Origin of the sequence: Acinetobacter sp. SWBY1, from assembly GCF_002946595.1 — a bacterium.
Lineage (GTDB): Bacteria > Pseudomonadota > Gammaproteobacteria > Pseudomonadales > Moraxellaceae > Acinetobacter > Acinetobacter towneri.
The window spans coordinates 2,808,171-2,832,931 of the sequence record NZ_CP026616.1 but is presented as its reverse complement, the minus strand read 5'-3'; the positions used below and the strand labels follow the sequence as shown (position 1 = coordinate 2,832,931).

The window sequence follows — 24,761 nt, the reverse complement described above, 5'->3', positions numbered from 1 at the left end:
CATGGTCTTTTTTTAACGCCTATTTCTATGCCCTAATTTGGAGTACACCCTATGCATCCTATCGTTATTATTGGTTCAGGCATGGCAGGTTATACTGTTGCTCGCGAGTTCCGTAAACTCAATACAGAACATGAATTACTTATGATCTGCGCAGACGATGCCACCAACTATGCGAAACCAACCTTGTCTAATGCTTTGGCAGGCAATAAAGCGCCTGCACAAATTGCTTTGGGCGATGCAGAGAAAATGGCAAGCCAACTCAATATGCGCATTGCAACGCAGACTTGGGTAAAAGCGATTGATGCAGAAGCACATGTACTCGAAATTGAAAAAGATGGTGTAAGCAGCCGTCAGCCTTATTCCAAACTGATTTTAGCGGTGGGCGCTAACCCTGTACGTTTAGCCATTGCAGGTGATGGCAGCGATGATATTCATGTTGTGAATAACCTAAGTGATTACACAGCATTTCGCCAGCAGCTTGAACAACGCCAAGACAAACGTGTGGTGATTTTAGGTGCAGGCTTAATTGGCTGTGAATTTGCCAACGACTTACAGCAAACAGGTCATCAAGTCACGGTGATTGACCTTGCGCCCCAACCTCTTGGGCGTTTACTACCTGATTATGTTGCCAGCGCATTTAAACAAAATTTAGAAGAAACAGGCATTCACTTTGTACTTGGCACAACTGTTGAAAAAGTTTCAAAAATTAAAAATGACGACTATTTAGTGACGATTACCAGCGGTCAATCTTTAATTGCCGATGTCGTTCTGTCTGCAATTGGCTTACAACCGAATATTGCACTGGCAAAAACTGCAGGCATTGAAACCAGTCGTGGGGTCTTAACCAATGCGCAACTTGAAACCAGCCAAGCTGATATCTATGCAGTAGGTGACTGTGCGGAAGTGAATGGTATTTTATTGCCGTATGTGATGCCAATCATGCAGCAAGCACGTGCCTTAGCCAAAACCTTAAATGGTGAAACTACTCAGGTACACTACCCTGCCATGCCTGTTGCAGTGAAAACACCTGCTGCACCACTGACCGTTTTACCTGCGCCACTAGGGGTAGATGTCAACTGGGATACCGAAGAATTTGACGATGGCATGATTGCCAGAGCCTATGACCAAACCGATACCTTACGTGGCTTTGTCCTATTAGGCGCAACAGCGGCCAAACAACGCTTGAGTTTGACCAAATTAGTGCCAGACTTATTGCCTGTATCGGAATAAAATAAAAACAATAAAGGGCGATTGATTTCGCCCTTGCCTGACATGAGGATCACAACATGAATAGTGCACTTCAGTTCACCACATCGCCCTATACGGCATTTATGCACGAAACCAAAGTCGATTTAGGCAACGGAATTCAGCTGCATGTCGAAGTGGGCGGCAAAACTGAAGATCCACCTATTTTGCTGATTATGGGTTTAGGCGCACAAATGTTGTACTGGCCCGATTTCTTTTGTAAATCACTGATTGATCAGGGCTATCGTGTCATTCGCTATGACAACCGCGATATTGGTTTGTCATCCAAAATTCGCCACAAAGGTCCACGTCTGAACACCTATAAAATGATGGGGCGTTTTAGCTTAGGTCTGCAAAACCACGGTGCGCCTTATAACTTATTTGATATGGCGGATGATGCTGCATTACTATTAGAACGCTTAGGCATTGAAAAGACCGAAGTGATTGGTGCTTCTATGGGCGGCATGATTGCCCAAATTTTGGCTGCCAAATATGCAGATCGCGTGAATAATTTAGGCTTATTATTTACCAGTAATAACCAGCCTTTTTTACCACCACCATTTCCGAAACAACTGTTCAGTTTGCTAGAAAGACCAAAATCGCAAGATGAAAATGGCATTGTTGATCATAGTTTAAAACTCTTTAAGGTGATAGGCTCACCAGGCTATGTGAATCAACTCGAAGCGATGCAAACTGCACGCAAATTATATCAGCGAAGTTATTACCCTGCGGGTGTACTTCAACAGTTTTTAGCAATATTATGTACAGGCTCGTTGCTACAACTGGACAAACAAATTCAGCAACCTACCCTTGTGGTACATGGTTCGCAAGATCGTTTGCTCCCACCAGGGCATGGTAAGGCTGTTGCGAAAGCGATTCCAAGCGCTAAGTTTGAATTAATCAAAGGAATGGGGCATGATATTCCTCCACACTTTATTCCTCATCTTAGCGAACTGTTTGCTCACCACTTTAAATCATAATCATTAGGACACTATGGCTGCATTACCATCTTTAAGACAGCTGTCATACCTCGTTACACTGTCTGAAACGTTACATTTTACAGAAGCGGCTCGCCGTTCTTTTGTAACTCAGTCGACTTTGTCTGGCGGGATCATGGAACTGGAGCGCCTGCTTGGCGGCGTACTGGTAGAACGTGATCGACAGAATGTACGTTTAACCCCATTGGGTGAACAAGTCGTAGCACGCGCCCGTGTTCTGTTAGCAGATGCACAGGACTTAATGCGTTTAAGCCGTGAAATGAGTGAGCCTCTCACAGGTGATTTACACTTAGGCGTGATTCCAACCATTGCCCCATTTATTTTGGCGCAACTGTTAGATGAAGTGCATAAGCAGCTACCTAAAATTCAATTGCATTTACACGAAGCGCAAAGTGAAAAAATTGTCGAAAAACTAGAACACGGCAATTTAGATATGGTGGTGTTAGCCCTGCCATTCGATACGCGTGGTTTGAAAGTGGCTGAAATTTCTAAAGAAGATTTGTTCTTGGTTTATCACAAGGGCGATCAAAAATCGGCGCAGGCCAATTCTTTAGATGATTTGGATTTATCGCGCTTAATGCTGCTTGAAGAAGGTCATTGCTTACGTGATCACACTTTAAGTGCTTGCCCGATTGGTGAACGCAAAAACGATCATCGTTTAAAAGCCAGCTCTTTGCCGACCTTGGTTGAAATGGTGTCTGCAAATTTAGGCTTTACCCTATTGCCTGAAATTGCAATTCATAATGCCATGATCAAATCGAATCCAGATTTACAGATCAAAAGTATTGAGGCTGCACCAAGCCGTACTTTGGCTTTAGTGACGCGTAAAAGCACGCCATTACAAAGTGAATTTGACGTTTTGCTACAAATTTTACAAAAGATCACTCAAACTACAGTATAAAAATGCTGTTGTAATCAAGGAGCCTAAACGGCTCCTTTTTTATTCTTCGTTATAATACCTATTAAACACCAATCCTTTTTATGGATTTAAGTGATTTAAAAATATAAATAAAATAAAAAATTGCTGTTTTATTGATTTTTGCATATTTAGGTGCAAATCTTTAAAAGGAATCCTATTATTGTTACACAACTCACATAATTACAATATTTAGAAAAACATACGCAACAACAATTATTTATATTTACCTTTTTTGCTAAAAATCACTATATTCAAGGATATTCAGACTCCCTAATATTTTGCAAAATAGCGTTAATTAAGAATCAAGATTTTTTCATTGAGCAAAACAGGAGTACTTGCAATGATTCATAGAGATCTGATTTTGCCTGTGCCTGTTTTACTGATTGATCATTCCGTCGAGCAGTTAAACGACTTAAGCGATATTTTAATGAATTTTGGCTACCCAGAAGAATTACTGTTAAGCAGTACTTCTTTACAGCATGCAACTCTCATGGTGCAGCATCACTTACCCAATATTGTGTTTATTAATCTGCAAGATTGGTCAAAAGCTCAAATTGATTTTATCCAAAATCTCAAACTTTTCCGTAAAGATACCTTAATTGTGGCGGTGCTGCCTTCAAGTATGCCAAAACAATTGCTACAAGCTATTCATTTAGGCATTTCAGCCTATGTCTTTAGCGACCAATCTGCAACAGGCATGCAAAACCAGATTCGCACCATTTTACGTGGCGGCTCACCGCTAGACGGCAACTTAGCCAATGAAATCTTAGCCTGCGAACAATCCATTGTCGCACATGGTCATTCTTTGGCACTCTCTAAAACTGAACATGAAATATTGGCGCTTTCAGGACAAGGTTTACCTTCACAACAAGTTGCTGCCAACCTGAATGCTTCAGAACAACTGGTGCATGGTTATGCGAAAAGTATTTATCGCAAAATTATGAATGCGGATGATGCGATGTGCTGTTTTTCTTAAATTATTGATCAATAAATATCAATCAAAAATATAAGTCTTAAATAAATATTAGAAACAAAAAAAGAGCGATGTCTGGCATCGCTCTTTTTACCTGTTATAAATGTTTGAAACTAAACAATACAATCGGTCAGGATACGCTGCGCATTGTGTGGTTCTTCACCCTCAGCTGCTTTTACACGCACCCAAGTTCCATCACCCTGCAACAGCCACGCCTGTTGATTGTCTTGCATATAGGTCAATAAACCTTGCTCATAAATACGCTTTTTCAAAGCTGGATCTTCAATTGGGAAACACGCTTCAACGCGGTTAAATAAGTTACGATCCATCCAGTCAGCACTTGAACAATAAATACGTGGATTGCCATTATTAGAGAAATAATAGACACGGGTATGTTCAAGGAAACGTCCGACAATCGAACGCACACGGATATTTTCCGATAAGCCTGGCAAACCTGGACGTAAGCAGCAAATTGAACGGATGATGAGATCAATTTGCACACCCGCCTGAGACGCCTCGTACAATTTATTGATCAATTGCATTTCAGTCAGTGCATTCACTTTCACAATAATTTGTGCGGGCTTACCTGCTTTAGCATTGGCAATTTCTTCATCAATATAATTCACCAACTGTGCGTGCAGGGTAAATGGTGCATGCAACAACTTTTTCAGTTTTGCCATTTTACCCATGCCTGTTAGCTCTTGGAAAATACGATGCACATCTTCACACAGCTCTTTGTCTGTGGTCAGTAAACCATAGTCGGTATAAATACGCGCATTGCCTGCGTGGTAGTTACCTGTGCCTAAATGTACATAACGCACCAATTTATTATTTTCACGGCGCACCACCAAAATCATTTTGGCGTGGGTTTTATACCCCACAATACCGTACACAACTACAGCGCCCGCTTCTTGCAACACGTTAGCCACAGCAATGTTAGATTCTTCATCAAAACGTGCACGCAGTTCAATCACCGCAGTCACTTCTTTACCGTTTCGTGCAGCCTCTGCAAGCACTTGTACAATTTCAGAATCTGCGCCACTACGATATAAAGTTTGTTTGATTGCCAAGACTTGTGGATCACGTGCAGCTTCACGCAGCAAGTTAATCACGGGTGCAAAAGATTCAAACGGATGGTGTAATAAAATGTCTTGCTTTTGCATCGCTGAAAAAATATTTTCAGACTTTTTTAACACCTTTGGAATGGCGGGTGTATGTGAATCATAACGTAAATGTGGACGTTTAAAATTAGACAATAAACGCGCCAAGTTCACTGGGCCATCTACTTTATAAAGTTGTTCTTCTTCAAGATCGAACTCATCTAGCAAATAATCATAAATGGCTTTCGGGCAGTTGTGCGTTACTTCTAAACGTACCGCACGACCAAAACGGCGTGAGTTTAATTCGCCTTTTAGGGCTTTGGCCAAGTCTTCTACATCTTCATTTAAGGCCAAATCTGCATTACGGGTCACACGGAATTGATAGCATCCAGTCGCAGTCATGCCCGGGAATAAGTCAGACACATGCTCATGAATAATTGCTGAAAGCATGACGTGGTGCTCTTTACCGCCTGTAAGTTCATCGGGTAAACGAACTACACGTGGTAATGAACGTGGTGCAGGAACAACCGCCAAATCAATTTGACGACCAAAAGCATCTTTCCCTTCTAAAGTCACAATAAAATTCAGACTTTTATTGACCAAACGTGGAAATGGATGTGCAGGGTCTAGGCTAATTGGGGTTAATACAGGGGCAACTTGCTCTTGGAAATATTTTTTCACCCATGCCGATTGTGCAGGGGTTAATTCACCACGACGTAAGAAACAAATGTCTTCTTCACGTAATTTTGGCAAAATTTCCTGATTTAAAATACGGTACTGGCGTTCAATAGCAGCATGTGCTGTTTTAGAAATTTGATCTAACACCTGCTTAGGGGTTAAACCATCTGGACTACGGCTTTCATTGCCCAAGTCCAATTGTTCCATCATGCCCGCAACACGAATTTCAAAAAACTCATCCAAGTTACGTGAAAAAATCAGCAGGAAGTTCATGCGTTCCAACAAAGGATGCAACGGATCGACAGCTTGCTCAAGCACGCGCAAATGGAAATCTAAAATAGACAGTTCGCGGTTAATGTAGCGATCATTATATGTATATTCTGTTTGCGCAGGAGTCGCGCCTGTTGCCGTATTCATACCCACCTATGCTTTTTTAAAATGTTTGGCACTGCTACAAGTATGCTTCAATTTTGTGACATTTTCATAAAAAAAGCCTAAAAAATTAGGCTTTGTGGATGTTTTCACATTTTATAGTTTGTTTTCGCTCAATTTAGGGAATTTCCGCATAACGCATATAGCGCTGCACCATCTGTTTACGGGCTTTTAATGCCCCCGCATTACGATGTTCCTGAAAATATTTTGGATTGGTTAAAATCGCAGCCAAGAAAATTGCTTGATCACGGCTTAAACTTTTTGCACTTTTGCCAAAATAATGCTGTGCCGCAGCTTCGGCACCATAAATATTATCGCCAAATTCTACCGAGTTGAGATAGACCTCTAAAATACGCTGCTTTGACCACATACGTTCCATCATCCATGTCGCCACAACTTCTTGCCCTTTACGCAAAAAAGATCGCTTATTGTATAAAAACAAATTCTTGGCGAGCTGCTGAGAAATTGTGGAACCACCTGCAACAACCTTGCCTTCATCTTTGTTCCGTTCCAGCGCAGTTTGAATACCTTCCCAGTCAAAGCCATGATGTTGCATAAATTTGCCATCTTCGGCAGTCACCACAGCTCGCTTTAAATTATCACTGAGTTGGTCATAGTCGCGCCATTGATGTTGTATAGGCTTACTCGGTTCAGCCCAATAATCCAAACGCATCATCATGGTCGATTGCACAGGCTGCGTACGCCACCACACCAAGCTGCTAAAAATCCATAATTGAACCAAAAGCACCACACTGACAAGAATTAACAAAGTTCGTATAAAAAAAGCTTTCATCTTGGTGCATGGCTCCTGAAGCGTTATTTTTTCGTGTTAAGCTTAGATTGATCACTACGACACAATATTCAAATATATGTCCCAACATCCCCCAAACCTGCGCAACAATAAAGTTGAAATTCACCTGTGGTGGATTACCGCAGCCCTGATTGCAATAAACGTGGCTTTGTTTGCATGGCAAGTGCTCAACGGCATGAACATTAGCAATCCTAGCCCGCAAGATGCAATACGCTGGGGTGCTGATTATGCACCTTTAACCTTTTTGGCGGAACCCATTCGCCTGTTCAGCAGCATGTTTTTTCATTTCGGTTTAGTACATTTAATGTTAAATATGTGGGCCTTGTATATTTTTGGCAGCGTCAGTGAACAGTTGTTTGGGCGTGTCTATTTTATAGTGTTATATGTTTGCACAGGTTTGATGGGTAGCCTGCTTAGTGGCTATGTCAGCATTCAAGACAGCTATACCCTGCTCGAACAAGGTGTCGCTAATCCAAAGCTGTTACCTAGCGTGGGTGCAGGTGCATCGGGTGCAGTGATGGGACTTGGAGCTGCACTGACGGTATTGGCGTTATTGCCCCAATTACCTCGCCAAAAATTTCTGTTGGATGGCAAGACTTTGGTGATGGTGATGGCACTGAACTTAGGTATGGGCTTTATGATCAGTGGCATTAATAATGCTGCACATATTGGCGGCATGCTCATGGGCGCAGCGATGACACTCATTTGGTACCTTGGACAACGCAGCAAACACAGTAACTTAGTGAACAGTTTTTCGATGCTCCTTGCACCATTGGGTTGTGCTGCATTTTACTGGTATTGCCATAAACTGCTTGCTCCAATTCAACCCCTTTGGCAAGAACTGCTTAGCATGATGCAACGCAGTCTGGGTTGAACAATCAACCTTTACAGCAAGTAAAACAACATCAACTAGAGATGAATCAGGACTGATTCATCTCCCTTAAACTTTGCAGTGGCGGAATATCGCATAAATAACTTAAACGATAACGTCCAATCAAGGCACACAGCACGGTCATAAATACAGGCAAAATCAGCCAGATTTCCCAATGTGGTTGCAGCATTAAATCCATGCGGTAACTGGCAACAGCACTAATGACTTCGGCAAATAAACACGCCACTATTCCCGCTATAAAGCCCATAAAACCGATTTCCAGACTCAACATACGTTTGAGTTTTTGTTTAGAACTACCAAAAGAACGCAGTAATGCGACTTCGCGTTTGCGCTCATCCATCAGCAAGTTTAAACACGCGATTAATACCAACAGCCCAGACACACTCACCAAAATGGCTAAAATGGTGATGATCTGCACCAACACATTCACAATGCGTTTAATTTCATCCAAAATTAGGCTGACATCAATAAACACTGTGTTGGCAAATTGCTGAATCAATTGAATTAGTTTCGGTTTATCTGCTTCAGGCACATAGAAACTGCCCAAATAACTGCCTGCATTTTCATCCATAGTGTGCGGTGAAAAAATAAAGAAAAAATTTGGACTAAAGCTTTCCCACTCCACCGTACGCAGATTAATCACTTCGGCTTCAAGTATGCCTTCAGGCAAACTAAAACTGAGTCGATCACCAATTTGAATGCCCAACTCGGCAGCCGTATCTGCTTCTACTGACACTTGTCCCACTGCACTGAAATTGGCTTGCCCATTTACAATGATATTATCGGCAGGATAACGGTCAGACTGTGTCAGGTTGAGTTCGCGTCTTAACGTATTGCTTTGCTGAATTAAGGCGTCGGCAAAAGGTTGATCATTTTTGGCGACCAAACGCCCGCGTATATTTGGATAAAGTGGCGTGCTGTGCCACTGCTGCTGCGTTAATTGTTGTTGAAACTCAGGCATATCAAACGGGGGCAAGCCGTAAACAAACTGATTGGGTGTTCCTTCGGGCAATTGCTGCTGCCAACGATCTAGCAGGTCGGTACGCAACACTGCAAGTACCGTAATTAAACTTAATCCTAAAGCCAATGCAGTAATTTGAAATGCCGTGACAGCAGGCGCACGAATATACGCTGCGAGTCTGCCTTTAGAATGACGCAATAATTTTAATAAACTCCACACCACTCCATACAGCAATACGCACAGCGCAATAATCGCACCAATCACCCATGTACTAAGCACTAAACTTTCGGTCAAGACCACACAAAATACGATTAGACTTAGCGTCCCTGTAAGCAACATCCACCACCAAGCGCGCATGCTTTTGTCTTGTTGGCGAATCACGCGAATCGGTGCGGTATTCAGCAATTGCAATAAATTAGGCAGCACAAAACCCAACAACACCACAGCACTGGTGAGCATGGCGATTGGCAATGGCCCAAGCAACATTGCCATGGCTGAAAATTGAATTTCCAGGTGCGGAATCAGTTGCAGCATGATTTGCAACAAAGCATAGCCCAACGTCACGCCCAAAATACTGCCAATGCCCATAGCGATAATTAAGACCAAAGCAAGCAAAGCCAAATAAGCGGCTAAAATTTGTCGTTTACTTGCACCAATACAACGTAATAAGGCGATATGATCCTGATTTTGTTGCACATAGCGCTGACTGGTCAAACCAATCGCAATCCCACACAATAAAATGGTCAGGATATTCGCTAACTGTAAAAAGGTATCTAAATTGGCAATGGGGCGCATTAAGCGAGTATTGCCTTCACTGGCATTGCGTAGTCTTAAACTACTTTGTTCTTCAAAGTTTTGTTCAGGGCTGGCCGTTTGCTGTGCCTGTGCAGGCTGTTGTGTATGTGTTTTAAAATACTGCTCAAAATTTTGTGTATCTTTGGCGCTGCCTGCCAACAACAAACGGTAATCTATGCGGCTACCCACTTGAATCGCGTGGGTACGTGCCACATCGGCCTGTGAAATAATTACTGTCGGCGAAAAACCTGAAAAACCGAGTTCCTGATTAGAATCATGTTCAATTTTGGCAGTCACGGTAAATGCTGCATCGGCAATATTTACTGTTTCACCCAGTTTAACGTGAAGTAAATCCATAGCACGTTGGCTGAGCCAAATTTCGCCAGACTGAATCTTGTCCGCTGCAGGACTCACCCGTAATTCACCGCGTAACGGAAAATTGTGCTCAATCGCTTTGACATTCACCATCACAAATTGTGCTTGAGTATGTGCCATCGAACTAAATACAGTCACATGCGACTGTTGTAACTGATGTGCAGTCGCCTGATCCTGCCAGTCTTGTGCAATGGGTTCATTGTCGCTCAGGACTAAATCACCCGCCAACATTTCTGCCGCTTGCAACGCTACAGCATTTTGAATTTGCTCATTGCTAAACTTTAAGGCTGTGGTCGCGCTAATCGCTAAAGTCAGCGCAATAATCAGTAAATAGACACCACTGCTTTTAAAACTCTGCTTTAACAGTGGATGAAATAATGCGTTCATTTCATCCTCCTGTTATGGCAGCGGTTGGCTTAGCTGCAAATTGCTCAACCAATTGCCCATCAATTAAAGCGTAATGGCGCTGACATTGTGCCGCCAGTTTCGGGTCATGCGTGACCAAAACCAAAGTTGTGCGCAACTCACGGTTCAATTCAAATAACAATTGCTCAATTTCAGTTGCAGTTTCACCATCCAAGTTTCCTGTCGGTTCATCGGCAAAAATAATTTTAGGTTCACGAATTAAAGCACGCGCAATGGCGACACGTTGTTGCTCGCCTCCCGAAAGCACTTTCGGCGTTTGCTGTGCCTGACGCTCTAAACCGACACGTTTCAGCAAATTCAGCGCTTTTTGTTCAGCTTCTGCATATTTAAATTTTTCCTGCAAACGTAGTGGCAACATCACATTTTCCAGTGCCGTCAAATGCGGCAATAACTGAAATGACTGGAACACAAAACCAATATGCTTTAAACGAACTTCTGCACGTTGTTCTTCGTTTAATTCTGCAATTGACTCACCACATACCACCAATTTTCCACTGCTGGCCTGATCTAATGTTGCCAAAATACCCAATAAGGTCGATTTTCCTGAACCCGAACGACCTGTAATGGCCACTTGTTCACCTTCCTGAATATCGAAGTTTAAATTCTCAAAAATGGTCAATTGTTTTTGTGCAAGTTGTATCTTTTGTGTCAAATTTTGGGCAGAAATAATCGTTTGTGGCATGATATTAGATTCTTTAGTGTTTTGAGTCATACGTTTCCCATTATGCAAAATCGCAATCTAACTAGTCGTGTCTTCCCGCGTGTGTTGCTGCTCGGACTATGTTTCAGCCCATTCGTGGTATCTGCAAAAACCATTATGATTGTAGGTGACAGCTTAAGTGCAGGTTACGGCATACAACCACAACAAGGTTGGGTTCACTTATTGCAAAAACGTTTAGAACAACAGTATCCGAAACAGCATAAAGTGGTCAATGCAAGTGTCAGTGGCGAAACCACCAGTGGTGCTTTGGCGCGTCTGCCTAAATTGCTGCAGACCCATCGTCCAGACGTTGTAGTCATTGAGTTAGGCGGAAATGATGGCTTGCGTGGACAACCGCCACAAATGATTCAAAAAAATTTAGCGAACTTAATTCAGCATAGCCAAAAAGCCAAAGCGAAAGTGGTGATTTTTGGGATGAAAATGCCGCCAAATTACGGCTCGGCGTATAGCAAAGCATTTGAAAATAACTATAAAGTGGTGAGTCAGCAATATAAAGTCAAATTACTGCCATTTTTTATGGAAGGTATTGCGGGCAATAAGCAATTGATGCAAAAAGATTTAATTCATCCAAATGCCAAAGCTCAGCCTATTTTGCTAAATAATGCTTATCCATATATCAAAGGCGCTTTATAAAGCGCCTTTGAGGAAAATCTAATTGCTGTGCGGTTCGGATTAAAAATCAAAAAAAACCACTTCACCTGTTTCCAGTGAATATTCTGCACCGACTACTTTCAACTGACCTTGTTCAATCAGGTTTTCTAAAACTGCTGAACCATGACGCAATTGATTTACCGATGCAAACACATTAGAACGCACCGCATGCTTAGACAATTTCGCCAAATCATTTTTTAGTTCAGTCTGCATTAAAGTTTCAACTGAAGGTCGAACACGGTTCACAATCGACATTAAATTTGCCGATGGCGGGCAGTCTGGGCACATTAAAGTATCAATTGTTGCTTGAATTGCACCACAGTGACTGTGTCCTAAGACAACAACCACAGCACAGTCATAACGCTCTGCCGCAAATTCAACACTACCTACCTGTGATGGCGCAACCACGTTGCCCGCAACACGAATTACAAAAAGATCACCCAATCCTTGGTCAAATACCATTTCTGCAGGGACACGTGAATCTGAACATCCTAAAATAATGGCAAAAGGATTTTGGTCTTCTGCCATTTCTGCACGTTGTTGGTGCGACAATTGCTTCGGATGTTTGGTATCACCAGAAACAAAACGTTGGTTTCCTTGTTTAAGACGTTCTAAAGCTTCTTGAGCTGTTAGCATTCTTGATTTACCACCGATCTTTGAAGTTGGAATATTCTAAAGCCAGTCTTTATGAATGTCACTTGCAAAAAAATATACAACCGCGCTTTTCTTTATTCATTTTTGTTATAAATTTTTTCACTTTTTATAGAGATATGTCACATTTTCTACCAATTTCAAAGCTTTGGTCAAAAAGCAATGGATGACTTTCATTTTTAATCGCCTACAATAGACAGATTACAGATGTGCAATTAGATCTAAGAGCTAATGCCGACCATTATTGGAGCCTGTTTTTGGTTCGTCAGGGGAAGACGTTTTGATGAAATGTATTCGATCACGTTATCTACATACGATTTTTTTGGCTTTGGGACTAAGTACATCTTGCCTTGTGCATAGTGCTGCGCCTAATCAATATACTTTCACAAAAAACAATAATATTAATAGCAACAACGCGACTGAACTTAAACTGTTACAAAATCACTTTCAGCAACAGCGCAAACAAGCAGGACTCAGCTCTAAAAGCATTCGTGTTGGAGATGTCGTCTGGAGCTATAACGAAGGTGGCTCGCACAGCAAACCCACAATTTTATTGATTCATGGTTTGGCAGGCACACGTGACAATTGGAACCGTGTCGCGCAATTTTTAACACCGCATTATCATGTGATTATTCCAGATTTACCCAATAGCGGAGACACCAAAACCCCAAGCAATTTTGATAATTCAGTTCCGAATGTAACTTCACAACTGCGTCAATTTATTGAAGCAATTGACTGTGAAGAAAACTTACACGTGGCAGGACATTCTTTAGGCGGCTCAATTGCAACCGTGTATGCCTCGCAATATCCTTTTGATACGCAAAGTTTATTTTTACTCAATAGTGCAGGCATTTATAAACTTGCTAATACGCCTTACACCAAAAATCCATTATCTTTAAATGACTTAATTGTGAGCAAACATGGCGATTTAGCCGACGTCGCCAAACAAATCATGCAAAGCCCGCCTGCCATGACCTCACAAATTCAACATGCGCAAGAAGAAGTCCTGATTTCTCGCTCAGAACAAACCCGTAAAGCAATTGAGCAAATTGTCAAACTCAACCATATTTATACTCCAGACTCATTTGCACGTTTAGCAGGATCAATTGAAGCACCGACCCTGATTTTATGGGGTAAGCAAGATCGCATTATTAATGTTGAAGTGGCGAAGGAATTACAATCTTTACTCAAACGCGCCGAAACACCTGTGATTCTTAATAATGTTGGACACATGCCGTTATTGGAAGCTGAAAAACAAGTCGCACAATATTATTTGCCGTTTCTGGCTAAAACTCAGAACCTAAAAAACCCACTTGCTGATAAACTGATTCCTCTAAATTAATTATTATATAAAACCTTCATGCAGAAACATCCCATCATTGAGCAACTAATTGAAGCTCAGCTTGATTTTTTAGATCAAGAATTTAACCAAAGTGAAATGGTACAAACTGAATTTGTGCAGTTTTACCAATGGTTTCGCAAACAAAGCTTACAAGATTTATGGACATCTGAAGCCATTCATCAACTGATTCAACATCAAATTTTAAATACACCTGCCAGTTCATTTTTAGTGGAACAAATTGCTGAGCATATTCGTTTTGCACTGGTACACCCTGTTAATGACAGCAGTAAAATTGCCGATGTGATACCTGTGCTGACCATCGACAAAATTGCACAATATGTTGCAAGTAAAAGTGGACATCGTCAGCGTTTGATTAAAGCCGTGGTGAATAATCCTGCCTTTGCCGCCATGATTACCCAACTCATTCAACATTCCATTCAGGATTATATGGATAATTCGGTGATCGCCAAAAGCGTGCCTGGCGTATCGCGTTTTATGAAAATGGGTAAATCGGTTTTGGAAAGCGTTACCGATACCAATTTAGACCAGACCATTCAGCATTATTTGCAAAAAAATGTGCAGAAGCTGACTCAAATGAGCGAGTCGGTGCTTAATCAACATTTTGATGAGGAAAAACTGTATCACTTCCAAGCCAATTTATGGCACAAAGTTAAAGACTTGCCACTTTCCGTTTTAAAAAATTATATTGAAGTACAAGACCTATCCCAAACTGTCAATTTAGGACATGAAATTTGGGATCATTTACGCCAAAGTGACTATTTGAAACAGCAAGTGCATGATGGGGTTTATGCGTGGTATGTACGCAATCAGGCGCGCCCTTTTGACTTGTTATTGCACGACTTAAACATTGATGAAGCGCTAGTCCAACAACAATTACAACAACTGTTAAATCCAGTCATTCAAAAAATGATCGCTGAAGGCTATTTAAAGCAACGTGCGCGCCATTATTTAGAGAAATTTTATTATTCTGAAAAAACACAACAAATTTTAAATCTACAAACGAATGAATAGGGTCTGTTGACAATTTCAGATAAAAAATAACCTCCTAAAATTTAGGAGGTTATTTTTAAGCGAGGCTTAGAGCTTATTTAAAATAAGCACCTTCAGATTGACTGTGGTCAGTCTGATCCACCACACGCATCAATTCAGGTACGTGTTGTTTCAAGGTTGTTTCAACACCTTGCTTTAAAGTCACATCAATCGCTGAACATCCTTGGCAACCGCCACCAAATTTCAATACTGCAGTTAAGCCGTGTTCTTCATCTTCAACCACTTCAACCAAAGCACAGTTACCACCATGCCCTGCTAAACCTGGGTTAATTTCAGACTGTAAAACATAAGTAATGCGTTCTTCTACTGAAGCATCTGGGCCTACGCGTGGCACTTTTGAGTTCGGTGCACGGAAAGTCAATTGACCACCAAAACGGTCTTTATTGTAGTCAATTACAGCATCCAATAAATACGGAATAGACGGCGTATCAATAAATGCAGGAAAGTCTGGATATTCCTGTTTGTAGTCTGTAGGTACAACTTCATCGGGCGCACTATAAGCCATGCAACATTCAGCACGCGGTGTACCAGGATTTTCCACAAAAACACGCACACCAATACCCGGTGTATTTTGCTTTGCCAATAAATCCTTCAAATACTCTTGAGCAGTTGGCGTAATCAATAAGTTTGGAATTTCATCTACAACTGCTGTGCTGCTGTTCTCAGTCGACATAACAATAATTTCCTCAAGCTGAAGTGGCTATTTTAACTGAAGATGCGGGGGAATAAAAAAAAATCAACCAAAATTGTCGGATTTATTCCTAAAGTTCGACTCAAACTCAGTTTTGATGCATTATTACAGCAGAATTCAAGTAAAAGAATAGGCGTTTATGCTCGATTTACCTTTTAATCATACCGTGACCATTATCATTATTACGGTCATTGTGTCTATGTTGGCGTTTTCCAAACAAGAATTAATGAATCGTCTGATTTTTTGGCCGCCTGCTATGCAACGTGGTCAATATGACCGCTTCATTACCCATGGTTTTGTGCATGCCGATGGTGCGCATTTGCTGTTCAATATGATTACCCTGTTTTTCTTTGGCAGCATTATTGAAAGTTTTTATCGCCAATACGTCTATGATTTAGGCTTTGTTTTATTCTATTTGGGTGGTTTAATCGCCGCGATTATTCCAAGTTATTTAAAGCATAAAAATGACCATCGTTGGGCCAGCTTAGGCGCATCTGGTGCTGTATCTGCGGTGTTGTTTGCCTATATTTTGTTTGAGCCGTGGAAGTTGATTTTCGTGTTCTTTATTCCAGTGCCTGCCATTATTTTTGCAATACTGTATATAGCGTATAGCATTTGGTCGGGTAAACGCGGCAATTCCAATATTAATCACAGTGCGCATTTATGGGGTGCGGCCTATGGTGTGATTGTGACTATTTTAATTGAACCACGCATCTTGCCTCACTTCCTGAATAAACTGGCGCAACTGCCGTTTTAACTTTTGAAACTATAACGACTCGGTACATCTACCACTGAGTCGTTGCTACTTTAAAGAATTTTCAAATCCGTCAATAGACTGCTTTCATAAATCCGCTTAACACCATCATTTATTGCCTCTCATCTTCAGCCTCTCTCATTGGGAAAAACGACTTTCAATCGTCATTTTATGAACTGCTGATAAGTATTTTTGATTGATGAAAGCATCTGAATGATCCAATACAGCATAAAGCACACAACAAATAACATGCAGTTACTCGACAAGCACTTATACTAAGAATATAAAGACTAAAACTATCAAGCAATCAGGAGTCAGCCATGAAAAAGTTTGCACTTCTAAGCGCCCTGTTACTCAGTCTAGGATTAAGCGCATGTGCCGTACATACTCCTGAAGGCAGTGTGGTGATTGATCCTGACCGCACGATCTACCCGAAAGGCTATTATCCACACCAACATCCGCATGGTGATGGTGATTTTTGTCCTCCAGGTCAGGCGAAAAAAGGACGTTGTTAAGCTGTTGGTCTGAGTGAATAAAACATTGTTGATACAGCATCAGACTCATTTATGATTCGAACCTAGACATTTAAACACTAACCTTTAAATCTCAACAACATTTCATTCACATTAAAAACCTTTACACTTCGTGAAGGTTTTTTTATTCAAATTTCACTCAATTTTGGTAGTTTTTGCTACCCCATATCGCAACTTGGCATAGATAATGTATACATCTGTATATTAATTTCAATTTAGTTTGCGAGTTTTTGCATGTCCACTTCTTACGATGGCTTACAGTTTCCAATTCATCCAGAAAATCATAAACCCAGCACCTCAAGCACGGGCAAACAAATTATTGCCGAAGCCTTAGCCACAGTCGATCATCAAAGCTCAGTCGATGCTTTGGCAGAAAAAAACTGGCGTAAACACTATCCAAAATACTTTAAAGCCCTCGTGACCAATGGTATTCGTGAACAAGCTAACGCAATTCAAATTGCAGAAGATGGTTTAAGAAAAGCTCATCAAAGTTTTGAGTTTTATCGTCATGAGCAAAAATATGTGCTGAAAGATGTCATGCTCTTGCCTACTGAAACTTTACATACCTTTAAATTACAAGGCAGCAGCCAAGCAGCACCCGAATGGTATGTGCCGTATCGTGGGCAAAAGTTACAAGGTCAAGCTCTACTAGATCAAATTGCAATTTGGCTAGCAGCAGGCATTATTGAACCAAGTCATGCCGAAGCGTTAAATGCTGCAATCGCGCATCCTGAATGGTTTGATTTGTCTGACCGTAACATGGTGCTATTTGGTGCAGCTTCAGAAGCAGGGCCACTCACATGGTTAGCCAAATGGAAAGCCAATATTATTGCAGTCGATTTACCAAATAGACGTGTGTGGAATAAAATTTTAAGCACTGTGCAACAAGGCAATGCCACCTTATATGCACCCAGTACAACACAACTCGCGGCAGATACCCCACTTGATATTTTAACAGAACAGTTGGGTGCAAATCTACTGACACAAACCCCAGAAATTGCACAATGGTTAGCTCAAAAACCTGAAACGCTAGATTTAGCAGCCATTGCCTATTTAGATGGTGAAAAACACGTGCGTGTTTCGATGGCGATGGATGCCATTATGCAATATGTCAGCGAACACAAAGCTGATAGCAGCCTTATGTTTATGTGCACCCCAACCGATGTTTATGCCGTTCCTGAAGAAGTGATTAGCGCATCGGCAGAGAAGTTTCAGCAGCGTTCGCAAGGGCAAAAGCTACTTACCAAAAGTATTGAAACCATTTCACGCAGTCATTTCTTCCAAAAGAATCTGCATAATTTAATTGCTTCAGACAATGGTCAACATTATGGTATTGCCGACTGTTTGGTGGTTGAACAAGGGCCAAACTATGCTTTAGCAAAACGCATCCAGCAATGGCGTGCAATTTTAGCGCGTCATCAAGGACAGCATGTCAGCATCAATATTGCACCTTCGACCACCACACACTCTGTGACCAAAAATCCATTACTCAAAGCAGCATTTAGTGGCGCAAGTTTGTTTGATGTTGAAGCATTTAGCCCTGAAACCACCAATGCGATTATGGCGGCATTGTGGATTCATGACTTACGCAATCCAAACTCGGCAGCCAATCCTGAAGTGAAACTTGAGCATCCGCTCGAATTGATGATGGAAGGTGCGAACCATGGTGGATTGTGGCGCGTGGCGTATTTGGCACGAACGGCCCTACCTTTCGCTGCGCTCTATGGCTTTGCTGCAGATAAATTACCGCTGGACAAAGTCATCCAAAAATTTAAAAAGTAATGTAAACCGCTAATCTATCTATTCAAAAACTTGCCTGCAAATATTTCTCTAGACTGATCTGCAGGTATAAAAAAAGCGCTGTATCATCACAGCGCTTTTTTCAACCACTCAAAAAAGTTGAGAATGGATTAAAACACTTTTAAGAACAACCAGAACAAGCTACCCGATAAACAAATTGTCGCAGGTAAAGTGAAAATCCAAGCCGAAAGAATTGTACGCACCATTTGGAAATTCAGACCCGATTTATTTGCCACCATGGTACCTGCCACCGCACTGTTCAGTACGTGTGTAGTTGAAACTGGCATCCCCAAACCATCTGCAGCAGCAATAGTTGACATTGCCACAAGCTCGGCAGACATACCTTGACCATAAGTCATGTGCTGCTTACCGATACGTTCACCAACAGTCACCACAATACGTTTCCAGCCGACCATCGTACCCAAGCCTAGTGCTAAGGCAACGGCAACTTTGACCCAAGTTGGAATGTATTGTAAGAATGAATCTAAATGGCTGCGGTAGCTTTTAACCACTTTTTTCTGTTCTTCCGACATTTCAGGCAAGGCATTGGCTTTGTCTAAACGCTTGAATGAAGTCGTGCTTAAATACATATCATTACGCATTTCTGCTACTTCAGCTTCAGGCACATCTTTCAAGTTGCCATATTGACCCACACGCTCACCCAAATGGTCAGTTAAGCTTGCCAAAGCAGGCACGACTTCAGGGGTAATTTCTTTGGTCTGAATATAGCTAGTGATGACCTGACGTGCTTTTTCATCTGGCATATCGACATGTTGTGCATAAATCACATCAGCTGTTTGCGTTGAAAGCTGTTGGAACGATTGAATGTGGTTTTGGTCTAACTCTTTATTTAACGAGTACGCCAACGGCACAATCCCGATCAAAATCAACATGATTAAACCCATGCCCTTTTGACCATCGTTTGAACCATGCGCAAAACTTACCCCAGTACAAGTAAAAATTAGAATGGCACGAATCAGTGGTGGTGGTGGCTTATTGCCTTCAGGTGGCTGGAACAACTCCATTTGTTTCTTGAAGATTTTTTTCACCAAGAAGAACAAAATCGCAGCAAAGGCAAAACCAATCAGTGGCGAGAACAATAAAGCCTTGCCCACTTTCATGACTTGTTCCATGTCTACGCCACTAGCGCCTGCACCTGAGTTAAGCAAGTAGTTCATAATCCCCACACCTAAAATCGAACCGATTAAAGTGTGTGAACTTGACGCAGGAATACCAAAGAACCACGTTCCTAAGTTCCAGACAATTGCGGCAATCAACATGGCAAACACCATGGCAAAACCTGCACCTGAACCGACATTCATAATCAGTTCGACTGGAAGCAAAGCAATAATACCGTAGGCAACTGCACCACTGGCGACCATCACCCCAAGGAAGTTACAGAAACCCGCCCACATTACTGCCACAGGTGCAGACAAGGCATTGGTATAAATGACCGTTGCTACAGCGTTGGCTGTGTCGTGGAAACCATTCACAAATTCAAAGCCTAAGGCAATGAATAAAGCAGTTGCCAATAAAATCACCGAGTACATGCTCAAGGCAGGTACGTGGGATAAGTCCGCAGACAATTGGAAACCAATATAAATAAGGGTAGAAACGATGATCGTTAAAAACACCGGCATAAAAAATTTCGGTGTAGGCACATGAACATTGGTCGATTTAGTGGTCGACTTGTGCGCTGAATCTACAGGAGTTGGTTTAGAATTCATGCAAGCAGAAAAGAGGATTTAAAATCCCCTTATTGTTCAATTAAATTGTGACAATTATATGACAAAGAGCTGCTATATAAAGCAACTTTCATACTTTATTTTCACACTTTAAGCTGTGTTTTAGGTGCATAAAAATAAAATAAATATTTAAATTTAAACACTTAGAATAAATAAACCTACTTTCCTTATGCCATTCTCTCAAATTTAGATTTATTACACGGTTGTCATATTTGTCTAAAAGTTCAGACAAATTTCAGATTGAGCCAATTTTGCCTGAGCAATATGACAAAGCGATGACGCATCAAAGAAAATTAAAATTAGCATAAGTATCATCACTGCTTTTATTTGGGATCAAAACCTACAGTACACTCCCCATCAAAATTCTAAAAATACCGCTTTATGCACTATTTTTACGACTTCCACTCGCTCTGCTCGCGTCAAGTGCACGAAAGCCTTGCGAACTCTGCTAAAATAGCGCTCATTTCGGATTCAGTCATAAAGGTTTTTTTATGTCCACGCTTACCACCCTGAAAGCGCTTCTTGCCCAAAGAATTTTAATTATCGATGGTGCCATGGGTACTATGATTCAACGCCATCAATTGGAAGAAGCCGATTATCGTGGTGAGCGTTTTGCAGATTGGGCACATGACCTCAAAGGCAACAATGATTTATTGGTACTGACCCAACCGCACATTATTCAGGGTATTCACGAAGCCTACTTAGATGCGGGCGCAGACATTATCGAAACCAATAGCTTTAACGGCACGCGCGTTTCCATGTCTGACTATCACATGGAAGATTTGGTTCCAGAAATTAACCGTGAAGCAGCCCGTTTAGCCAAAGCAGCCTGCGAAAAATATTCAACGCCAGACAAACCACGTTTTGTGGCAGGTGTACTTGGGCCAACATCACGTACCTGTTCAATTTCACCGAATGTAAACGACCCTGCATTTCGTAACATTACATTTGATGCGCTCAAAGAAAACTATATTGAAGCTGCGCTTGCCTTAATTGAAGGGGGTGCAGATATCCTGCTCATTGAAACTGTATTTGATACCTTAAACTGTAAAGCCGCGATTTTTGCAGTGAAAGAAGTGTTTAAACAGCTCGGGCGTGAATTGCCGTTAATGATTTCAGGTACCATTACCGATGCTTCAGGACGTACATTAACGGGTCAAACTGCAGAAGCGTTCTGGAACTCGGTACGTCATGGCGATTTACTTTCTATTGGTTTTAACTGTGCCTTGGGTGCAGATGCCATGCGTCCACACGTCAAAACCGTTTCAGACGTTGCCGATGTATTTGTTTCTGCGCACCCGAACGCAGGCTTACCCAACGCATTTGGTGGCTATGACGAAACGCCTGAAGAAACTGCAGCTTTCCTCAAAGAGTTTGCTGAAAGTGGCTTGATCAATATTACAGGCGGTTGCTGTGGTACAACGCCTGAACACATTCGCGCGATTTACAATGCGGTAAAAGATATTCCACCACGTAAAATTCCAGAGATTAAACCTGCTTGCCGTTTAAGTGGTTTAGAACCATTTAACATTTATGATGATTCTTTATTTGTAAACGTGGGCGAACGTACCAACGTTACAGGTTCTAAAAAATTCCTGCGTTTAATTCGTGAAGAAAACTTTGCCGAAGCCTTAGATGTTGCACGTCAACAGGTAGAAAGCGGTGCGCAAATCATCGACATCAACATGGATGAAGGCATGCTCGATTCAGAAGGTGCAATGGTGCACTTTTTGAACTTGGTAGCCTCTGAGCCTGATATTTCTCGCGTACCCATCATGATTGACTCCTCAAAATGGGAAATCATTGAAGCAGGCTTGAAATGTGTACAAGGTAAAGCCATCGTCAACTCTATTTCCTTAAAAGAAGGATATGATGAGTTTGTCGAAAAAGCCCGCCTCTGCCGCCAATACGGCGCAGCAGTTATTGTTATGGCCTTTGACGAAGTCGGACAAGCCGACACTGCAGCACGTAAACGTGAAATTTGTAAACGCTCTTATGATGTGTTGGTCAATGATGTTGGCTTCCCTGCCGAAGACATTATTTTTGACCCGAACGTGTTTGCAGTTGCGACAGGTATTGAAGAACACAACAACTACGCTGTTGATTTCATTGAAGCCACAGGCTGGATTAAACAAAACTTGCCACACGCCATGATTTCGGGTGGTGTGTCGAACGTATCCTTCTCTTTCCGTGGTAACGAACCTGTACGTGAAGCCATTCACGCTGTATTCCTCTATCATGCAATTCAGCAAGGCATGACCATGGGGATTGTCAACGCAGGTCAGTTGGCCATTTACGATGACATTCCAAAAGAACTGAAAGATGCGGTTGAAGCCGTTATTTTGAACCAAAACCAAGGTGAAACTGGTCAGGACGCTACAGAAAAGCTGCTGGAAGTGGCCGAAAAATATCGTGGTCAGGCAGGCGCACAAAAAGCCGAAGAAAACTTAGAATGGCGTAATGAATCTGTCGAAAAACGTCTTGAATATGCCTTAGTCAAAGGGATCACCACCTTCATTAATGAAGATACCGAAGAAGCACGCCTAAAAGCCAAACGTCCTTTAGATGTAATTGAAGGCCCATTAATGGACGGCATGAACGTTGTGGGTGACTTGTTTGGTGCAGGTAAAATGTTCCTGCCTCAAGTTGTGAAATCTGCCCGTGTGATGAAACAAGCCGTTGCATGGCTCAACCCGTACATTGAAGCTGAAAAAACCGAAGGTCAGTCTAAAGGTAAAGTTTTGATGGCAACGGTAAAAGGTGACGTTCACGACATTGGTAAAAACATTGTGGGCGTGGTGTTAGGCTGTAATGGTTACGATATTGTCGATCTCGGTGTGATGGTACCTGCAGAAAAAATCTTGCAAACGGCTATTGATGAAAAAGTCGATATCATTGGCTTGTCTGGTCTGATTACCCCATCTTTAGATGAAATGGTTTTTGTTGCCAAAGAAATGCAGCGTAAAGGCTTTAACATTCCATTGTTGATTGGTGGCGCAACTACATCTAAAGCACATACTGCAGTTAAAATTGATCCACAGTTCTCAAATGATGCAGTGATTTATGTTGCCGATGCTTCGCGTGCCGTTGGTGTTGCGACAACCTTACTCTCCCCTGAAATGAAACCTGCTTTTGTTGCAGAGCATCGTGCGGAATACGCTAAAATTCGTGAACGTATTGCCAATAAGCAACCAAAAGCTGCGAAATTGTCGTATGCAGAAGCCATCGACAATGGTTTAAAAATTGATTGGGACAACTACACGCCTGCAGTACCAAAATTAATTGGTACACAAGTGCTGACCAATTACCCGCTTGAAACCTTGTTGCCATACTTTGACTGGACACCATTCTTTATTTCTTGGAGTTTGGCGGGCAAATTCCCGAAAATTCTGGAAGATGAAGTGGTGGGCGAAGCTGCAACCGACTTATATAATCAAGCGCAAGCCATGCTCAAAGATATTATTGCAAATAATCGCTTTGATGCACGTGCAGTCTTTGGGATTTACCCTGCCAACCGTTCTGCGGCAGATTCAGTACAAGTATATGATGCAGCACGTAATCAAGTAACGCATACCTTCCATCATATTCGTCAACAGTCAGACAAAGTCACAGGTAAACCAAACTTGTCTTTGGCAGACTTTGTCGCAACTACAGAGCAAGGGCAAGATTACTTGGGCGGCTTTACCGTGTCGATTTTTGGTGCGGAAGAAATGGCCAATGAGTTTAAAGCCAAAGGCGATGACTATTCTGCCATTTTGGTGCAGTCTTTGGGTGACCGTTTTGCAGAAGCATTTGCAGAGCATTTGCATGAGCGTATTCGTAAAGAATTCTGGGGCTATCAGCCGAATGAGCAGCTAAGCAATGAAGAGCTGATTAAAGAGAAATATGTAGGGATTCGTCCTGCACCGGGCTATCCTGCGTGCCCTGAGCACTCTGAAAAAGCCACACTGTTTAACTGGTTAGGTTCGACTGAAAAGATTGGCACACAGCTTACGAGCAGCTTTGCAATGTGGCCGCCTTCATCTGTGAGCGGCTTCTACTATGCCAACCCTGCTTCTGAGTACTTTAACGCGGGTAAAATCTCGTTAGATCAGCTTGAAGATTATGCACAGCGTAAAGGCTGGAGTTTAGATGAAGCGAAGCGTTGGTTAGCTCCAAACTTGGATGATTCGATTAATTAAGTGCATTGCGCTGCAT

The 24,761-nt window shown here is 41.9% G+C and carries 19 protein-coding genes; 12 read left to right on the top strand and 7 right to left on the bottom strand.

The window, feature by feature from the left end; genetic code table 11:
- The first annotated feature begins 51 nt into the window (after positions 1–51).
- The 4 genes from C3Y93_RS13630 to C3Y93_RS13615 all read left to right on the top strand — a co-directional run bounded on the left by C3Y93_RS13630 (position 52) and on the right by C3Y93_RS13615 (position 4,138).
- The gene (locus tag C3Y93_RS13630) at positions 52–1,230 is read left to right on the top strand and encodes an NAD(P)/FAD-dependent oxidoreductase (protein WP_104853183.1); all 1,179 of its coding nucleotides are present in this window, start codon (positions 52–54) and stop codon (positions 1,228–1,230) included.
- A gap of 56 nt (positions 1,231–1,286) precedes the next feature.
- Complete coding sequence (locus C3Y93_RS13625; RefSeq protein WP_104853182.1) at positions 1,287–2,225, top strand: alpha/beta fold hydrolase; 939 nt, start codon at positions 1,287–1,289, stop codon at positions 2,223–2,225.
- 13 nt (positions 2,226–2,238) lie between these two features.
- Positions 2,239–3,144: a LysR family transcriptional regulator OxyR gene (gene oxyR / locus C3Y93_RS13620; protein ID WP_004972012.1), complete on the top strand. Its 906-nt coding sequence runs from the start codon at positions 2,239–2,241 to the stop codon at positions 3,142–3,144.
- Between the two features lie 358 nt (positions 3,145–3,502).
- A complete protein-coding gene (locus C3Y93_RS13615) occupies positions 3,503–4,138 on the top strand; it encodes a LuxR C-terminal-related transcriptional regulator (protein WP_104853181.1) in 636 nt (211 codons plus the stop codon).
- A 110-nt stretch (positions 4,139–4,248) separates the two neighbouring features.
- On the opposite strand, the gene ppk1 is transcribed toward C3Y93_RS13615, so the two are convergent.
- Both ppk1 and mtgA read right to left on the bottom strand, forming a co-directional pair.
- A complete protein-coding gene (ppk1, locus tag C3Y93_RS13610; protein ID WP_104853180.1) occupies positions 4,249–6,330 on the bottom strand; it encodes a polyphosphate kinase 1 in 2,082 nt (693 codons plus the stop codon).
- A 133-nt stretch (positions 6,331–6,463) separates the two neighbouring features.
- Positions 6,464–7,138: a monofunctional biosynthetic peptidoglycan transglycosylase gene (gene mtgA / locus C3Y93_RS13605; RefSeq protein ID WP_004972019.1), complete on the bottom strand. Its 675-nt coding sequence runs from the start codon at positions 7,136–7,138 to the stop codon at positions 6,464–6,466.
- Positions 7,139–7,214: 76 nt separating this feature from the next.
- On the opposite strand from mtgA, the gene C3Y93_RS13600 reads away from it, so the two are divergent.
- Positions 7,215–8,030, top strand: coding sequence for a rhomboid family intramembrane serine protease (locus C3Y93_RS13600; RefSeq protein ID WP_104853179.1), 816 nt, complete (start codon positions 7,215–7,217; stop codon positions 8,028–8,030).
- A gap of 46 nt (positions 8,031–8,076) precedes the next feature.
- On the opposite strand, the gene C3Y93_RS13595 is transcribed toward C3Y93_RS13600, so the two are convergent.
- Complete coding sequence (locus tag C3Y93_RS13595) at positions 8,077–10,566, bottom strand: ABC transporter permease (protein ID WP_004972024.1); 2,490 nt, start codon at positions 10,564–10,566, stop codon at positions 8,077–8,079.
- Between the two features lies 1 nt (position 10,567).
- Positions 10,568–11,317 carry an ABC transporter ATP-binding protein gene (locus tag C3Y93_RS13590; protein ID WP_104853178.1) on the bottom strand — a complete coding sequence of 250 codons (750 nt, stop codon included), beginning with the start codon at positions 11,315–11,317 and terminating at the stop codon, positions 10,568–10,570.
- Positions 11,318–11,329: 12 nt separating this feature from the next.
- Between C3Y93_RS13590 and C3Y93_RS13585 the strand changes: the two genes are divergently transcribed.
- On the top strand, positions 11,330–11,959 hold the full coding sequence (locus C3Y93_RS13585) for an arylesterase (protein ID WP_004972029.1): 630 nt from the start codon (positions 11,330–11,332) through the stop codon (positions 11,957–11,959).
- Positions 11,960–11,998: 39 nt separating this feature from the next.
- Here C3Y93_RS13585 and C3Y93_RS13580 read toward each other — a convergent pair whose 3' ends face one another.
- Entirely contained in the window at positions 11,999–12,613 is a 615-nt protein-coding gene (locus C3Y93_RS13580) for a carbonic anhydrase (protein WP_019837464.1), read from the bottom strand.
- Positions 12,614–12,911: 298 nt separating this feature from the next.
- Here C3Y93_RS13580 and C3Y93_RS13575 point away from each other — a divergent pair, with 298 nt between their 5' ends.
- Together C3Y93_RS13575 and C3Y93_RS13570 are read left to right on the top strand one after the other, a co-directional pair.
- Positions 12,912–13,970 (top strand): alpha/beta fold hydrolase, encoded by a 1,059-nt coding sequence (locus tag C3Y93_RS13575; RefSeq protein WP_104853177.1) that lies wholly within the window; start codon positions 12,912–12,914, stop codon positions 13,968–13,970.
- Between the two features lie 18 nt (positions 13,971–13,988).
- Complete coding sequence (locus C3Y93_RS13570; protein WP_096900977.1) at positions 13,989–15,002, top strand: hypothetical protein; 1,014 nt, start codon at positions 13,989–13,991, stop codon at positions 15,000–15,002.
- A gap of 73 nt (positions 15,003–15,075) precedes the next feature.
- On the opposite strand, the gene nfuA is transcribed toward C3Y93_RS13570, so the two are convergent.
- Positions 15,076–15,714 (bottom strand): Fe-S biogenesis protein NfuA, encoded by a 639-nt coding sequence (gene nfuA / locus C3Y93_RS13565; RefSeq protein ID WP_096900978.1) that lies wholly within the window; start codon positions 15,712–15,714, stop codon positions 15,076–15,078.
- Between the two features lie 157 nt (positions 15,715–15,871).
- On the opposite strand from nfuA, the gene C3Y93_RS13560 reads away from it, so the two are divergent.
- The 3 genes from C3Y93_RS13560 (at position 15,872) to C3Y93_RS13550 (ending at position 18,801) form a co-directional block, all read left to right on the top strand.
- Positions 15,872–16,489, top strand: coding sequence for a rhomboid family intramembrane serine protease (locus C3Y93_RS13560; protein ID WP_104853176.1), 618 nt, complete (start codon positions 15,872–15,874; stop codon positions 16,487–16,489).
- Between the two features lie 317 nt (positions 16,490–16,806).
- Positions 16,807–17,001: a hypothetical protein gene (locus tag C3Y93_RS13555; protein ID WP_004972042.1), complete on the top strand. Its 195-nt coding sequence runs from the start codon at positions 16,807–16,809 to the stop codon at positions 16,999–17,001.
- A gap of 252 nt (positions 17,002–17,253) precedes the next feature.
- Complete coding sequence (locus C3Y93_RS13550) at positions 17,254–18,801, top strand: hypothetical protein (RefSeq protein WP_104853175.1); 1,548 nt, start codon at positions 17,254–17,256, stop codon at positions 18,799–18,801.
- A 128-nt stretch (positions 18,802–18,929) separates the two neighbouring features.
- On the opposite strand, the gene C3Y93_RS13545 is transcribed toward C3Y93_RS13550, so the two are convergent.
- Positions 18,930–20,546: an inorganic phosphate transporter gene (locus C3Y93_RS13545; protein WP_104853174.1), complete on the bottom strand. Its 1,617-nt coding sequence runs from the start codon at positions 20,544–20,546 to the stop codon at positions 18,930–18,932.
- A 509-nt stretch (positions 20,547–21,055) separates the two neighbouring features.
- Here C3Y93_RS13545 and metH point away from each other — a divergent pair.
- Positions 21,056–24,745: a methionine synthase gene (gene metH / locus C3Y93_RS13540; protein ID WP_104853173.1), complete on the top strand. Its 3,690-nt coding sequence runs from the start codon at positions 21,056–21,058 to the stop codon at positions 24,743–24,745.
- Positions 24,746–24,761 lie beyond the last annotated feature (16 nt).

Coding starts and splice junctions, on each gene's coding strand:
- C3Y93_RS13580 (WP_019837464.1), bottom strand. CDS start 12,613: ATGCTAACAGCTCAAGAAGCTTTAGAACGTCTTAAACAAGGAAACCAA.
- C3Y93_RS13630 (WP_104853183.1), top strand. CDS start 52: ATGCATCCTATCGTTATTATTGGTTCAGGCATGGCAGGTTATACTGTT.
- oxyR (WP_004972012.1), top strand. CDS start 2,239: ATGGCTGCATTACCATCTTTAAGACAGCTGTCATACCTCGTTACACTG.
- C3Y93_RS13590 (WP_104853178.1), bottom strand. CDS start 11,317: ATGACTCAAAACACTAAAGAATCTAATATCATGCCACAAACGATTATT.
- C3Y93_RS13570 (WP_096900977.1), top strand. CDS start 13,989: ATGCAGAAACATCCCATCATTGAGCAACTAATTGAAGCTCAGCTTGAT.
- C3Y93_RS13545 (WP_104853174.1), bottom strand. CDS start 20,546: ATGAATTCTAAACCAACTCCTGTAGATTCAGCGCACAAGTCGACCACT.
- ppk1 (WP_104853180.1), bottom strand. CDS start 6,330: ATGAATACGGCAACAGGCGCGACTCCTGCGCAAACAGAATATACATAT.
- metH (WP_104853173.1), top strand. CDS start 21,056: ATGTCCACGCTTACCACCCTGAAAGCGCTTCTTGCCCAAAGAATTTTA.
- C3Y93_RS13550 (WP_104853175.1), top strand. CDS start 17,254: ATGTCCACTTCTTACGATGGCTTACAGTTTCCAATTCATCCAGAAAAT.
- C3Y93_RS13595 (WP_004972024.1), bottom strand. CDS start 10,566: ATGAACGCATTATTTCATCCACTGTTAAAGCAGAGTTTTAAAAGCAGT.
- C3Y93_RS13625 (WP_104853182.1), top strand. CDS start 1,287: ATGAATAGTGCACTTCAGTTCACCACATCGCCCTATACGGCATTTATG.
- nfuA (WP_096900978.1), bottom strand. CDS start 15,714: ATGTCGACTGAGAACAGCAGCACAGCAGTTGTAGATGAAATTCCAAAC.
- mtgA (WP_004972019.1), bottom strand. CDS start 7,138: ATGAAAGCTTTTTTTATACGAACTTTGTTAATTCTTGTCAGTGTGGTG.
- C3Y93_RS13555 (WP_004972042.1), top strand. CDS start 16,807: ATGAAAAAGTTTGCACTTCTAAGCGCCCTGTTACTCAGTCTAGGATTA.
- C3Y93_RS13600 (WP_104853179.1), top strand. CDS start 7,215: ATGTCCCAACATCCCCCAAACCTGCGCAACAATAAAGTTGAAATTCAC.
- C3Y93_RS13585 (WP_004972029.1), top strand. CDS start 11,330: ATGCAAAATCGCAATCTAACTAGTCGTGTCTTCCCGCGTGTGTTGCTG.
- C3Y93_RS13575 (WP_104853177.1), top strand. CDS start 12,912: ATGAAATGTATTCGATCACGTTATCTACATACGATTTTTTTGGCTTTG.
- C3Y93_RS13615 (WP_104853181.1), top strand. CDS start 3,503: ATGATTCATAGAGATCTGATTTTGCCTGTGCCTGTTTTACTGATTGAT.
- C3Y93_RS13560 (WP_104853176.1), top strand. CDS start 15,872: ATGCTCGATTTACCTTTTAATCATACCGTGACCATTATCATTATTACG.